A 13,921-nucleotide genomic window follows, 5' to 3' on the forward strand; every position below is an offset into this window, starting at 1 on the left:
CGTTGGTGCGGGGGCACCCGACACGGGTGACACGAGCCTTCCCTCGCGCACGTCTGTCTCATGGGGGATGGTGAAACATGGCAGGTGAAGCGTTCAAGATCACTCCGCAGATGTTGGCGGAGTTGTCGAAGAAGGTTCAGGGCGTGGCGACCGACCTCGAAGCGGCCATCCAGGAGATGAACCGCAAGGTCGACGCGATCGAGGGTCAGTGGCAGGGCGCTGCCCGGACCCAGTTCGACCCGCTGCAGGAGCAGGCCGTGCAGAAGGCGCTCGGCGTCAAGCGCGCTCTTGATGCCATTTCCGGGGCCATGGGCCACAACGCCAACTCGTACGACCAGACCGAGACGACCGTGTCCGGCAACATCTCGAAGTTGATGTTCTGACCGAGGTTCGCCTCTCGGTCGCAGGCGGTCGTACTCGCTCTCGTACTGCTCGGGGCGATGCCCCGGTCGCAAGCCGGTCATCCGACACTGGGGAGAAAGCATGTCGCAGGTAGTTGTCACTTTTGCTGCGCTCGAACAGGCCGCAGCCGATATTCGTGCCCTCAACGCTCGTCTCGCCGACATGCAGTCGGGCCTGAAGCGGGACATCGCGCCGGTCACCGAGTCGTGGTCCGGTGACGCTCGCGAGGGTTACCTCGTGCAGCAGGCGAGCTGGGACCAGAACGCGCAGGGTCTGCAGGACGCGCTCAACGGCATCGCCGACGGCCTGATGCGTGCGGCCGACGCGTACCGCCAGACCGAGGCGTCCAACGCCAAGATGTGGCACTGACACCGGGAATTCCGGGGGCACCGGCGATCCGTCCCGGCGTGGTGGCGCTCGTTCGACAGCGCCACCGACGTGGTTTCGGTATCGGCGACAGCGGTATCGGTCCGGGGGCAGTCGCCGGGTCGGCGGCCGGTGCCATCGTTGTGACGCGGTGAGAGGAGGCGGGCCGGTGCCCGCCTCCTCCCGCGTCCGTCATCGGTCTCACGGGGGCCGGGACACCTACACGACAGACCTGGCCGGCCCGGGAGTCCGGGCCCGGCCCGGTGGTGATCCGGAAGGCGAACGAACCGATGCGACCCGTGCGGCGACGGTGGGCGGCACCTCTTCTCGCGTTCGGCCTGCTGCTGCCGGCGGGGTCGGCGGTGGTCGGTGCAGGGCCGGCGGACACCGGCCTGCTCGCGGGCAGTGATTGCCAATATCCGTCCAAGCCGATGCCCGGCAAGCCGTGGTCGCTGCAACGCGTCCTGCTCGACGAGCTGTGGCAGAAGTCCACCGGCAAGGGCGTCACGGTCGCGGTGATCGACAGCGGGATCGACGACGACAACCCGCAGTTGGGTCCGGCGATCGTGCCCGGCAAGGACTTCTTCAACGACAAGGCCAACGGCACCGACGACACCAACGGCCACGGCACGATGGCCGCGGGCATCATCGCGGCCCGCCCGGGCAGCCGACTGACCCCGGCGATCGACACCGGCTTCGTGGGTCTGGCGCCGGAGGCGATGTTGTTGCCGATCCGGCAGAACGGCGGCGACGACGCGACGAAGGGCAACGAGGACAGCCTGGCCGCGGCGATCGACTACGCGGTGGCGGGCGGCGCCACGGTGATCAACATTTCGCAGGACACCGTGGGCGGCCAGGAGCCGGGCGTCAAGCTGCGCGACGCGGTGCAGCGCGCGATCGCCAAGCAGGTGGTCGTGGTCGCCGCCGCGGGCAACTCCGGCGACAAGGACAACCTCGACTCGTGGCCGGCGAAGTATCCCGGCGTCCTGGGCGTCGGCGCCTCCGACCGCAACAACGAGCGGGCGCCGTTCTCGCAGAACAAGCCGTACGTGGGCGTGTTGGCCCCCGGCGTGGACATGTGGTCGACGGTGCCCAAGGGCGGCCACTGCCGCGGTGACGGCACCTCCTTCGCGACCCCGTACGTGGCCGCGGTCGCGGCGCTGATCCGCTCGGCACACCCGAACTACACCGCGGCCCAGGTGATCACGCTGATCGAGCAGACCGCGCAGCGCGGCGCCCCGGGCCACACGGTCGGCGTCGGCTGGGGGGTGGTCGACCCGCTGCGGGCCCTCAACTCCACGGTGGTCCCCGCGTTCGCCCCGGTCCCGGACCCCCAGGTCGACCGCAGCACCGAACTCGTCAACGTCGCCCCGCTGGCCCACGGCCCCACCCGCGCCGACCGCGACCGCCGCCAAGCCTCGGTCGTCCTGTTCCTGGCCATCGGCCTCACCATCGTCGTCACCTGCACCGCCACCGTCATCCGCGACGCCCGCAGGCGCCGCGCGTCCGGCTGAAGCACCACCGCACCCCGACGCAACCGTTCGGCGGCAGGTCGGTCACCGCGACGGCGCGTCGACGATTCGTCGTTTCGGCGAGGCCGGTGAGGCTTCGTCGAGGATCTCGCCAGAGCAGCTGGGGGAAACGTGTCAGAGGGCGTACCCGATACCAACCTGAGTCGTATCGCCTTTCCCGATCAGTCGCCGAAGAGCGACCCGCCCGTGGCACCGCCCGGTTCCCGGCAGCCCGCGGCCGGCCCACCGAACCCGCCTCCGGGTGTTCCGCCGATCCAGGATCCCGGCTCGTTCGACGTGCCCGGCCGGACGTATGTGGAAGCGGACGCATTGACCCGCCTGGCCGGCACGGCCGACGGTTTCCAGGGCGAGATCCTCAAGATCAACCGGGACGCCGACGCCACCGCGCAAACGGCAGCCGGCGGGCTGGAGGGTTTCACGATGCAGGCGGCGCTGCGCGAGTTGGCCCACGACTGGCCTTTGCAGGCAGCCTCCGCCGCGGCCCAGTTCACCCTGGCGGCGGAAGCCCTGCGCGCCAATGCCGACCGGTACCGGCACACGGAGCACGTCAACACCAACCTGTTCGGCTCCTGAGGAGAAGCGATGAACCTCGCACAGTTTCGACAGGCCAACCTCGACGGCCTGTCGGCGGCCGTGGCGTACTGGGACACCCTGGCCGGACAGATGCAGGGCGTCGAACTCCGCCTGGGAACCGAGTTGTCGGGGCCGATCAAGAGCGGCACATGGCTGGGACTCTCCGCCACGTTCGCCGGCCTGCGCATCGACACGGTGCACAAGCAGTTGGAGAACGCCACGCTGGAAAGTCGGGCGGTCGCCTCGGTGCTCAGTGACGTCAACGGTGATCTTCGCAAGCTGCGTGAGGAGTTGCGGAGCATCGAGGCGGAGGCGGCGGCCAAGAAGCTGGTGATCGCGGCGGACGGCTCGGTCAACTGGCCGCCGATGCAGGTCGCTCCCGGGCAGGAGGTGAGCAAGGAGGCCGGTGATCGTTACACGGCGGAACAGCGCTCGCACGCCGAGGAGATCGGTCGTCGGATCACCGACCTGCTGCGTCGAGCGGGCGACGCCGACGAGCGGGGAGCGGCGGCCTTGCGGGCCACGCGGGGCAAGGACGCGAGCACCTTCGACTCACCCGAGGCGCTCGGCGGTGGCGCCGAGGCCGATGCCAAGCGTGCGTCCGACCTGTTCACCCGCCTGTCCTCGCTGGACGCGGGCGATCTGGACCTGTTGCGCAACATCATGCAGGCGAACTCGGGCAACCCGAACTTCGCCGAGGCGCTGACCCGGAGCATGAAGCCGACGGGTCTCTACGACGCCACCGGCCTGATCGCCCAGATGAACGCGCGGATAGCCGCCGGAGACAGGAACGACCCCAGGCTCGCGGACCTGAAGCAACTCCAGACCGACCTGGGCAACTCGCTGGCCGCGGCCAGTCCGCGCCTGGCCAAGGACCCGGCGTGGATGGCCTCGATGACGGAGGCGGGCCGCCGGTTCGTCCGGGTCGGCGACGGTGACGCCTACCCGGGCCGGGCCACGGTCTACGGCTACCAGTTGCTGGGCACGCTGCTGAGCCATGGCACGTACGACACCGGCTTCCTTCGGCAGACCGCCGACGAGGTGATCGCGTTCGAAAAGGCCGCCGGCAAGCCGTCGATCTGGAGCACGACCCTCATCCCGCCGCCCCGCTTCGGCCTGGACCTCTCCCGCCCCGGCAGCGGCTACGACCCGGTGACCGGCGTACTGACCGCGATGAGTTGGAACCCCGAAGCGGCGAAGGGCTTCTTCGGTGACGGCGGCCCGGCCCGACTCGACTACCTGTTCAAGGGCCGCGACCCGATCCCGGACCATGTCGGCGGCGGCGGTGAGCCGACGAGTTTCGACGCCTTGGGGAACGCGCTACAGGCCGCCACGACCGGCCGAATCCCGACGGGCGGTGTGGGGCTGCCGGACTCTCCGATGTTGCCGCACGACGATGTGATGCGACGCATCGCGAAGGACTCCGTCGCCTACCTCGGGAGCCACGCCTCCTTGGGCGGAGCAGTCCCGGGAAGCATGAGTGACAGCGTCGCGAACATCCTCTCGGAGTACGTGGAGGATACCCACCGCAGCCTCGCTCAGAATGAAGGCGGAAACGCCTTTTTCGATGTCGGCGACCTGGTCCGGGTGATCAAGGGGACTGCCGAGAACCCTGAGGCTTTCCGGTCTATTTACGATCAGGAACTGGCCTATACGGGTGCCACGTTGTCGGTCACCCCGGCGGGGGATCCGCTGCGGATCGAGAATGAGATCAAAAGCGGTTCCGAGGCGTTGGGGGCGTTGGATGAAATCCGCGCACAGGTGATCAAGGATCAGGGCGGTGATCAGGACAGCGCGAAGAACTGGGAAAGCAAATACTGGTATCACGGAGTGGGTGGCGGCTCGAACGCGCTGGCGGGATACGTTCTCCCGCCGCAATTTGCATTTCTGGGCGACGTGGCGCAGCGGTCGGTCAACTTGTTCACCGACGGTTGGTACGGTGACCAGAGTGCTCAGATCGCCGAGCGAACCGCCCTGGATGTGGAGGCGCTTCGCCGAGAGAACAAGGATCGTCTGGACGCGGCTTTGCGATCGTGGGCGACCAATAACCCCCAATCGGGCACCCCGTATTTCAGGGAGCAGCTTGAGAATTGGATCCACAATTCCCACGACAGTTATGTGACCGGAAGTGCGACCGCAAAGTCAAATCTTGGCCAGTGATTCGCCCATGGTGCTCGACTGCGAAAGGTTTTACGAATGGCCGCCGGTCCGACGATTTCGTTCCGCAAAAAGCGTGGGCTGATCATAATACTTGCAGTCTGCATCTCACTGGTTGCCGGCGGCCTTGTTTTGTGGCGCAACCATGAACTGCCGTGGCAGAAAAAAGTCTATTCCGCACCGAAGCGCGTTTGCCTTGACGTACTGTCCGGGGCAGAGGTTGTTCGTCTGGTCAGTGGTTCGGCGGGGGGCAAGCACGGTGACGTACGCGCCTTCGATACCGTCGAATCGGTGTCCGAGAAATCCAACGGACTGGCGATCTGCCAGGTCAAGGTGCCTGTGACGCCCGGTACCGTCCGTGCGCAATCAACCCTGATCAGCCATCCTGACGGTGATGCCAGGGCGACGTTCGATTTCGCGATGTCGCTGGGCAATGCGAACGTCGAAGGAGCGATCCGGCGAGATTTCCCAAGTGGCGCAACCCCGTTCGGCGGCGGCCTCAGCGGAGCGGTCACCGACAGTGAGGCGTGGCTTCGGATGCCCGAATGCGCCAAGGCGCCACAGAGATTTCGGGGTACGCCGCAGTTCGCCAAGGTCGGCATCATCCGGTCCGACAACGCCCCGTTGGAGAACGTGCGGCCGATCTTGACATCGATGCTGACTCGGTTGACGAATCGCTCGCTTGAACTCATCGGTTGTGACGAGCGGATACAGGAGCCGAATATCTCCGCCGGGCCGGTCCGACGAACGCCGCTCGGAGACGACCGAACGTGTCTGCCGATCGCAGCGGCGGATCTCGGCATCCCGAACACCGCCGGCTGGACCCGAGAAAGCTTCCGCACCGACCCCGACATCGTGTCGTGGTGTGACGTTTTCAACGAGAAGGGCGAACGGGCCCTTCGATTCACGAAGATGCACTCTCTTCTCCGTGGTCCGGAGAGCCCGGTGAACAGCGAACTATCCGGCGGAAAGGCTTTGCAGTGGGGCTGCGAACCACGCTCCTACCCCGATTACGATGCCCCCGTCCGCGTGCTCGAACGCTTGGATGACCGACTGCGCCCGGTGGGTGAGCTGAAGGCGGCCATCGTGGCGGCCGCCCCCGAACCGGCGGCCTGCGCGGTGGCGGCGAAGTAGGTGGGGTCGCCTGCGGAGACGGGCTCAGCGGCGGTCGTAGGGGCCGGGGCCCGGGTGGTAGTAGGTCGGCGGTGGTGCCGGGGGCCAGGAAGGCGCGGCGACGGCTTGCCGGCGGGCGACCTCGCGGGCGCGGCGACGGCGGGTGGCGATGACGGCGGCGCCGGCGACGAGGGCGACCGCGGCGATGGTGCCGACGAGGACGGGCACGAGGAGGCTGTCGTTGTCGTCGGACTTGGGGGCGGTGGCTGCGGCCGGGGGAGCGGTGGCGCTCGGCGGCGCGGACGCGGCGGCCGAGGGGGTGCTTGGTGCGGTGCCGGCGGGAGCACTCGGCGCGGGTTTGTCGCCGCGCACGCCGACGAGCGGATTGACGTCGGCGGGACCGGGTGTGTCGGTGGCGGCGAGGGCCTTGCGGGGGCTGACGATGCCGTAGCCGAAGGCGTCCGAGGGGATGGGCTCATTGGGCCGGTTCGCGGTGTCGAGCAGCCGCCGGATGACCTGGTTGGCGGTCCAGTCGGGGTGAACCGACCAGACGAGCGCGGCGACGCCGGAGGTTAGGGCGGTGGCGTCGCTGGAGCCGGTGCCGAGACAATAGTGGGTCTGCGTGACGCAGGCACTTGGGATGTCTTCTCCGGGCGCTGCCAGTGAGATCCACGACCCCTGAACGCTGTTCTTGGCCGGCGTTCCGTTGCGATCGACTGCGCTCACCGACAGAACACCCGGATAGGCGGCGGGATACACCGGTGCGCCGTTTCGGTCCAGTGGTGTGTTTCCGCCGGCCGCAATCAGCAGTTTTCCCTTACTCAGCGCGTATGCGACGGCATCGCCCAATGCTGGAGTATTTATTTTCGAGCCGACTGAGAGGTTGATGATTCGGGCCTGCGAGTCGGCGGCGAGACGAACGCCCTCGGCCAAAGATGTTTGATCGACCCCTCCAACCGGAGCAGGGTTGGTACGGAAGGGTAGGACTTTAGCCTTTGGGGCAACGCCGAAGACACCTTGGCCGCCACCTGTTTGGCCCTGCCCCACAATGAGACTGGCCATGGAAGTCCCGTGCCCGTCTTGATCTCCCGAAGTGTTCAGGCTCGGGAGAATCTGTCCGACGAGGTCCAAGTGAGTGGTGTCCACGCCCGAGTCGACCACGGCAACTGTGACTCCTGCGCCGCGCGTGGTTTTCCACACGTCATCGATCTTCCAAGCGTCCAAGTACCACTGTTGTGCCCGGATGGAATCGGCCAGAGCGGGCGTAGCAAATTGGCCCGCGCCGATCAGGAAGATCACAAGCATGCCGAGCGTGACGGACATCCGGGAGGTTCGGGTGGGGCGTCCGCTCATGTGGCGAAGGTGTCCTTTCTGAGATGAGGGGTGTCAGTCGATGACCGGTGGGACGACACCCGGGCGGCGTGGGCCGTCCCAGACATTGTCGTCATCTTCTTCGGCGCGCGGAGTGCGACGTCGGACCTGCTCCGAGCGGGCACCGCCTGTGAAAGGCGTCCGCTGTCCGGGCGATCGCCTTGAGGACTGGCTGCCGGTAGCCTCCGATGCCGGGTTGCTGCCCTCGACCGGCAGCGCTCGCAGTCTGGGCGAATTCCGGTTGGACGCGGTTCCCGAGGCGTTTCCAACGGAGCCGCCTCGGGACGCGGCAAGCCTGCGGCTCGCACCACCGTTCGAGGACGGGCTACCGGGGGCTCCAGCCGAACCCGGGGAGCCTGGCATCCCTCCGGGGCGCATGGAGGAGTTGGCGCCGGACGGACTATTGGTCCCCGGTGTGTTCGGGTTGCGTCCCTCCGGATGCGCGCTGAACGACCCTCGTCCACCGCCGGTTCCCGGAGAGTTGCTGCCACGAGGCGAGACCCCGCTGCCACCCGGCACCGTTCCGGGGACGCCTCCGCGTAGAGGTGTGCTGCCGGTACTCCCGCCTCCGCCTCGCAGACCGGGACCGCCACTGACGTTTGTGCTGGGGTAGGTCCCCGAGAACGGGTTCGAACCGCCCGAGGGCACTACACCGGGACCATTGACGTTGGGGGCATTTACCGATCCCGGGCCACCGCCGGAGACCTGCGGCATCCACGGAGCGTTTGCCGTGGTGTCGGGGGCCGTGAGTGAACCGTTGCCTTGCAGATTGGTTGACTGTGGCACGTAGGTGGGTTGGGGCGCGTAAGGGGTATTGAGCCCCGTCGTTGCTCCGCCGCCGGGACCTCCGCCGCCAGGACCTCCGCCGTTGGGTGCAGAGCCTCGTGGGGCGGAGTAGATTCCCGAGCTAGGGTGGCCTGTTCCTGCACGTGACTGTGACGTGCCTCTTCCACCACCAGCTTGGCCACCGGAGCTACCGGTTGGGCCACCAAGAGACCTGACGTCATGTTGAAAGTCACCCGGCGGATCCGGAAACGCCGGGGGCGGTAGGGCCTTCAAGTCCTGTGCCGTCACCCGATACGTCGAAGCAAGCATCCGCATCTGTGCCACCGCCTCGCGGTGGGCCGCGTCGACCTGGGCCTTGGCTTCCTGTTGGGCCTTGACCGGGTCCACGCCGCCGGGAGGTGGGCCACCGGCGGCCTGGGTCGTCACGGCCAGGGAGACCGTGGCCACCGGGCCCTGGTTCGCCTTGGCCACGATCGCGGGGTCCATGCGGGCCGGCATCCGGGCCTTGGCCACGAAGATCTGTTGGCCCACGTGATTGACGTGGTTGCCGGCCGCCGCGACGTAGTCGCCGAGTCCTGATGCGGCAGCGGTGAGACCGCCCGCCCAAGCGCGGAAGCTGTCCGCGCTGGGGCCCTCCCAGACACCGTCGAGAGCCTTGATGCACTGGCTGAGGCCCTCCGTCGCGGTCTGGATCCGCCGTGCCGTGCCGTTCAACTTCTCGGCGTACTTGCCCAGTGTCGAAGGATTCGCCTGCGCGATCATCGCCTGCAGTTGTTCCAGCGAGAAACTGTCGAAGTCGGTTTCCCCGCCGCCCGGTCCGTTGGTCGGCGCTCCTTCTGCATGCACCATCAGATTCCCCCCACGCCGCCCGGATCGCGTAGTCGCGTCATTCCACGGCCCCCTTGCGCACCGGCGGCGTGCCCGGCGCCGAGCCCGCCACCACGGGCGCCTGTCCACCGGTGGTGATCCGCTGCATCACTTGTTGCAGCGACCGGCGCGTGTCGTCGTCCACGTCGGCAGTGTTCACGCCCGTGACCTTGATCGCCAACTTCATCGCCGTGATCTGGTCCTGCAACTTGTCGATCAGTTGCCGCAATTGCGTCGCCGTCGCGGTGACGACCGCGCCCATCATCGGGGCCTCGGCGAACGACACCCCGAAGTCGCCCGCACCGATTCCGTGTTCCCCCGGGTTGGCCCCCGCGTCCGGGCCGACCAAGTCGGCCAGTACGCCCTCCAGCGCGCTCTGGAACTTTTCGAGCATCTCCAGGCTGATCTGAAAACCGGATCCCGCCATAGCCAACGCTTCCCCCGCGCTTGATGACCTTCGGCCGCGACAGCCTCCCCGGCGCACGTCGGACACGCCTGCGTGTCGCAGCGTCGACTATTGATCCATGGATCGTCAGCGGATCGCAAGAGGAGGCTGACGTTCCGTTATAACTATTCGGATGGTCGGGGTGGCATACCGACGTAAAGCGGGGCCCGGTCGCTGTGGCGACCGAGCCCCGCTTGCGGGTTCTCGACGTCAGCTCTCCGCGAGCCAGGCCGTCTGGATCAGTTCGACGCCGCGTCGACGGGTGATGAACTGGCCGCGTCCCGGCGGCAGTTGAGCCGGTTTCACGTTGGCCATCAGGGCGCCCTCGTCGCGGTTGCCGGACAGGATCAGGCCGGACGTGCCCAGGTCGAGGAGCTTTTGCAGGACCGGCTCGTACAGGGCGCGGCCCGCGCCGCCGCTGCTGCGGGCGATGATCAGGTGCAGGCCGACGTCGCGGGCCAGCGGCAGGAACTCGGCGATGCTGCCGACCGGGTTGCCGCTGGAGGAGGCCACCAGGTCGTAGTCGTCGACCAGCAGGAACAGCTCGGGGCCGCTCCACCAACTCCGGTTGCGGAGCTGGTCCTGGGTCACCTCCGGTCCGGGCAGGCGGCGTTCGATGCCGCCGCGGATCTCGTTCATGAACGAGGTCAGGGCCGGCGCCGCCGCCGCGTACTCCAGCAGGTGCGACTCCGGGACCACGTCCAGGAGCGTGCGCCGGTAGTCGGACACGATGATCCGCGCCTCGGCCGGCGTGTAGCGCTCGGAGATGCCGCGGGCCAGCAACCGCAGGAAGTTGGTCTTGCCGGACTCGCTCTCGCCGAACAGCACGAAGTTCGTGTCGACGTTGAAGTCCAGGTAGACCGGGCTGAGCGTCGCCTCGTCCACCCCGATCGGGATCGCCCGACCGGGCACCTGCGCCGGCGTCGGCAACTGCTCGTAGGGCAGCAACATCGGCAACACCCGCACCGGCGGAGCGGGCGGCCCCGCCCAAGCGGCCTTGATCGCGCCCACCATGGCCGCCATGCCCTCGCCCAGGTCCTCCGCCGTGGAGGCCCCGTCGATCCGCGGCAGCGCGGCCAGGAAGTGCAGCTTGTCCGGGGACAGGCCGCGGCCCGGCGCACCCGTGGGCACGTTCGCCGCGAGCCGCCGGTCGACCTCGGACTCCATCGTCTCGCCGAGCCGCAGCTCCAACCGGGTCTGGATCTGGTCCTTGAGCGCGGGCCGGATCTCCGGATGCCGGGACGCGGTGAGCACCACGTGCACGCCGAAGCCCAGACCGCGCGTGGCGATGTCGGTGACCTCGGCCTCCAGCGCGTCGAAGTCGTTCTTGAGGGTCAACCAGCCGTCGACGAACAGGAAGACGTCGCCCCACGCCTCGTCCGGCAGCGTCCCGGCGGCCCGGCGCCTGCGGAACGTGTCGATCGAGTCGATGTTGTTGACCCGGAACATCTCCTCGCGGCGGTCCAGGATGCCCTTGACCTCGCTGACGATCCGGCGCACCCGCTCGGCGTCGAGCCTGCCCGCCACCCCGCCGACGTGCGGCAGGTCGCTCAGCGCGACCATGCCGCCGCCGCCGAAGTCCAGGACGTAGAACTGCACTTCGGCCGGCGTGTGGGTCAGTGCGAAGGAGGTGATCATGGTGCGCAGCAAGGTGCTCTTGCCGCTTCGCGGACCACCCACCACCAGCGCGTGACCGGCCGCGCCGGACAGGTCCGCGTACATCACGTCGCGGCGCTGCTCGAACGGCTTGTCCACCAGGCCCAGCGGCACCACCAGACGGCCGTTCGCGCCCCAGTCCGGCGAGCACAGCCCGCGGTCCGCGGTGACCTGCAGCGGCGGCAACATCTGGTCGACCGAGTTCGACTCGGACAGCGGCGGCAGCCACACCTGGTGCGCGGGCGGACCCTGGTTGACCATCCGGCGCACGATCACGTCCAGCACGGTGTCCGCGAGCGCGCTGTCGATGTCCGGCTCGGGCTCGGGCTCCGGCGGCAGATCGGGCTGCCGGTTCCACATGTTCGCGGCCGTCCACCGACTCCCGAACAGCACCGGCATCGGGGCGCCCGACCGGTTGCGTCGAATCCGGTCGGAGGCCCGGTAGGTACCCGACACGTACGCGGCCTTGAACTGCACCATCGACTCGGTGTCGAACTTGAGATAGCCCGCGCCGGGCACCGACGGCAGGTGATACGCGTCCGGGACGCCGATCGCCGCGCGCGACTCGGCGGCGGAGAAGGTACGCAGACCGATCCGGTAGGACAGGTACGTGTCCAGACCGCGCAGCCGGCCCTCCTCCAGACGCTGCGACGCGAGCAGCAGGTGTACGCCCAGCGATCGGCCGATGCGGCCGATCTGGATGAACATGTCGATGAAGTCCGGCTTGGCGGTCAGCAGTTCGCTGAACTCGTCGATGATGATCACCAGCGAGGGCAGCGGCTCCAGCGCGGCGCCCGCGACCCGGGCCCGCTCGTAGTCGTGCATGTTGGCGTAGTTGCCCGCCGAACGCAGAAGCTCCTGCCGCCGGTTCAGCTCGCCGGTGATCGAGTCGCGCATGCGGTCGACCAGGGTCAGGTCGTCGGACAGGTTGGTGATCACCGCCGCGACGTGCGGCATGTCCGACATCCCGGAGAAGGTCGCGCCGCCCTTGAAGTCGGCGAGCACGAAGTTGAGGATCTCCGAGCTGTGCGTGGTGGCCAGGCCCAGCACCAGGGTGCGCAGCAGTTCGGACTTGCCGGAACCGGTGGCGCCGACGCACAGGCCGTGCGGGCCCATGCCCTCCATCGCCGCTTCCTTGATGTCCAGCATGATCGGCTCGCCGTTCTGGCCGATCCCGATCGGCACCCGCAGCCGGTCGTTCGGCGGCCTGGGCCGCCAGGTCTGCGACACGTCCACCTGCGCGGCGTCACCGATGCCCATCAGGTCGGTGAAGTCCAGGTTGGCCAGCAGCGGCTCGTCGTCGTCGTTGGCCGACAACCGCAACGGGGCCAACTTCCGGGCGAGCGCCTCCGCGTCGCCCGCCGACAGGAAGTCCGGCACCCCCTCGTACGCGCCCGCCGTGGACTCCAGCGTCAGCCGGTCCTCCTCGGCGATGATCGCCAGGCCGCCGCGCAGTTCGTCCAGCGGGCCGGGCACCACCTCGACGATGGTCACACCCTGCAGCCCGTCCGCCCCCGCGAGCAGCGAGTTGGCGGGCACGCCGCCGCCGTCCAGGACCACCACCAGATGCGGCTGGTCCAGTACCGGCTGCGCGCCGGCCGCGAAGCGCGAACGCCCGGCCAGGTCCTCCGCCAGCCACTCCTCGATCTCGCCGAGGTCGCCCGCGATCATCCGGATCGAACCGGCGCCGTCCGACTGGGACGGGTGCTGCACGTGCGGGAGCCACTTCAGCCATTCCCAGTGCGGCAGCGAGTTCGCGTCCGTGGCCACCACGATGCGCACGTCGTCCGGCGAGTGCAGCACCGCGAGTTGGCCCAACATCGCCCGGGTCAGCCCGTACACCCGCTCCGGCTCGCCGGAGACGGTCAGGTGGTAGAAGGAGCGCAGCGACACCGCCATCGGCAGGTCGTCCAGCGTCGCCTGGGTGCGCAGGAAGCGCCGCATGGCATCCGCGCACAGCGGCTCCAACTCCTCCAGCGGCGCGGTACTCGGCGCCACCAGCGCAGTGGACAACTGCTGCTGGCCCACGCCGACCCGGACCTGTCCGAAGTCGGCGTCACCGGCCCGGCGTTCCCAGATCCGTCGCTCGCCCGCCGCCACCGACCACAACTGCGCCGGGTCCGGGTGCGTCCACAACTGCGCGTCGCGCTGCTTGCGGGCGGTCCGGCGGACCTCCTTGCGCTGCTGGGCCAGGTACTTGAGGTAGTCGCGTCGGGCGTCGAGCATCTGGACCCGGTTGCCACCGCGCGACTTGATGATGTTGGCGACCACCATGACCAGCGACGAGATCATCATCATGCCGCCCATGACCATCATCATCTTCGGTGCACCAGGCATGAAGAAGAAGCCGGCCGAGCCGAGCATGCCCATCATCGGGAGCACGCTCATGATCCAGTTCTGGTCGGTCGGGCGCTCCAGTTCGGGGGGTGCCTGGAGCTGGATCTCCTCCGCCGGCACAGGCGAGGGCAGCACCCTGGGCGGGCGCTTGACGATGACCACGGTCAAGGTGAATCAGCCTCATCCGTCGCGAGGATCCTGGACACGGATCGAGCCCGCCGCAGAACACGGAAAAGGAGCAGGTGATGTGAGTCAACCCACCCCGTCAGGGTCGTCTCCATGCACACGTGAGGGCGGTTGAGCCGTTCGTGTGTGC

9 protein-coding genes are annotated in these 13,921 nt (G+C 68.3%); 6 read left to right on the plus strand and 3 right to left on the minus strand.

What is annotated here, in order from left to right; genetic code table 11:
- Window positions 1-77: 77 nt before the first annotated feature.
- The 6 genes from ACH4U8_RS17320 to ACH4U8_RS17345 all read left to right on the plus strand — a co-directional run bounded on the left by ACH4U8_RS17320 (window position 78) and on the right by ACH4U8_RS17345 (window position 6,164).
- The gene (locus tag ACH4U8_RS17320) at window positions 78-383 is read left to right on the plus strand and encodes a WXG100 family type VII secretion target (RefSeq protein ID WP_360304769.1); all 306 of its coding nucleotides are present in this window, start codon (window positions 78-80) and stop codon (window positions 381-383) included.
- Between the two features lie 100 nt (window positions 384-483).
- Window positions 484-771: a WXG100 family type VII secretion target gene (locus tag ACH4U8_RS17325; RefSeq protein WP_355536648.1), complete on the plus strand. Its 288-nt coding sequence runs from the start codon at window positions 484-486 to the stop codon at window positions 769-771.
- A 287-nt stretch (window positions 772-1,058) separates the two neighbouring features.
- Complete coding sequence (gene mycP / locus ACH4U8_RS17330; RefSeq protein WP_395778623.1) at window positions 1,059-2,282, plus strand: type VII secretion-associated serine protease mycosin; 1,224 nt, start codon at window positions 1,059-1,061, stop codon at window positions 2,280-2,282.
- Window positions 2,283-2,486: 204 nt separating this feature from the next.
- Window positions 2,487-2,873 (plus strand): hypothetical protein, encoded by a 387-nt coding sequence (locus ACH4U8_RS17335; RefSeq protein WP_395778625.1) that lies wholly within the window; start codon window positions 2,487-2,489, stop codon window positions 2,871-2,873.
- Between the two features lie 9 nt (window positions 2,874-2,882).
- A complete protein-coding gene (locus ACH4U8_RS17340) occupies window positions 2,883-5,033 on the plus strand; it encodes a hypothetical protein (protein WP_395778627.1) in 2,151 nt (716 codons plus the stop codon).
- Window positions 5,034-5,069: 36 nt separating this feature from the next.
- Entirely contained in the window at window positions 5,070-6,164 is a 1,095-nt protein-coding gene (locus tag ACH4U8_RS17345; protein WP_395778628.1) for a hypothetical protein, read from the plus strand.
- 24 nt (window positions 6,165-6,188) lie between these two features.
- Here the strand turns inward: ACH4U8_RS17345 and ACH4U8_RS17350 are convergent, their stop codons facing one another.
- From ACH4U8_RS17350 to eccCa, 3 genes are all read right to left on the minus strand, one after another.
- Window positions 6,189-7,496: a S8 family serine peptidase gene (locus ACH4U8_RS17350; protein WP_395778630.1), complete on the minus strand. Its 1,308-nt coding sequence runs from the start codon at window positions 7,494-7,496 to the stop codon at window positions 6,189-6,191.
- Window positions 7,497-9,186: 1,690 nt separating this feature from the next.
- Entirely contained in the window at window positions 9,187-9,660 is a 474-nt protein-coding gene (locus ACH4U8_RS17355) for a hypothetical protein (protein WP_360304781.1), read from the minus strand.
- Window positions 9,661-9,822: 162 nt separating this feature from the next.
- Window positions 9,823-13,773, minus strand: coding sequence for a type VII secretion protein EccCa (eccCa, locus tag ACH4U8_RS17360; protein WP_379989332.1), 3,951 nt, complete (start codon window positions 13,771-13,773; stop codon window positions 9,823-9,825).
- Window positions 13,774-13,921 lie beyond the last annotated feature (148 nt).

The organism is Embleya sp. NPDC020886, from assembly GCF_044333915.1.
In the GTDB taxonomy this organism is placed as follows: Bacteria; Actinomycetota; Actinomycetes; order Streptomycetales; family Streptomycetaceae; genus Embleya.

Coding starts and splice junctions, on each gene's coding strand:
- ACH4U8_RS17320 (WP_360304769.1), top strand. CDS start 78: ATGGCAGGTGAAGCGTTCAAGATCACTCCGCAGATGTTGGCGGAGTTG.
- ACH4U8_RS17325 (WP_355536648.1), top strand. CDS start 484: ATGTCGCAGGTAGTTGTCACTTTTGCTGCGCTCGAACAGGCCGCAGCC.
- mycP (WP_395778623.1), top strand. CDS start 1,059: ATGCGACCCGTGCGGCGACGGTGGGCGGCACCTCTTCTCGCGTTCGGC.
- ACH4U8_RS17340 (WP_395778627.1), top strand. CDS start 2,883: ATGAACCTCGCACAGTTTCGACAGGCCAACCTCGACGGCCTGTCGGCG.
- ACH4U8_RS17345 (WP_395778628.1), top strand. CDS start 5,070: ATGGCCGCCGGTCCGACGATTTCGTTCCGCAAAAAGCGTGGGCTGATC.
- ACH4U8_RS17350 (WP_395778630.1), bottom strand. CDS start 7,496: ATGAGCGGACGCCCCACCCGAACCTCCCGGATGTCCGTCACGCTCGGC.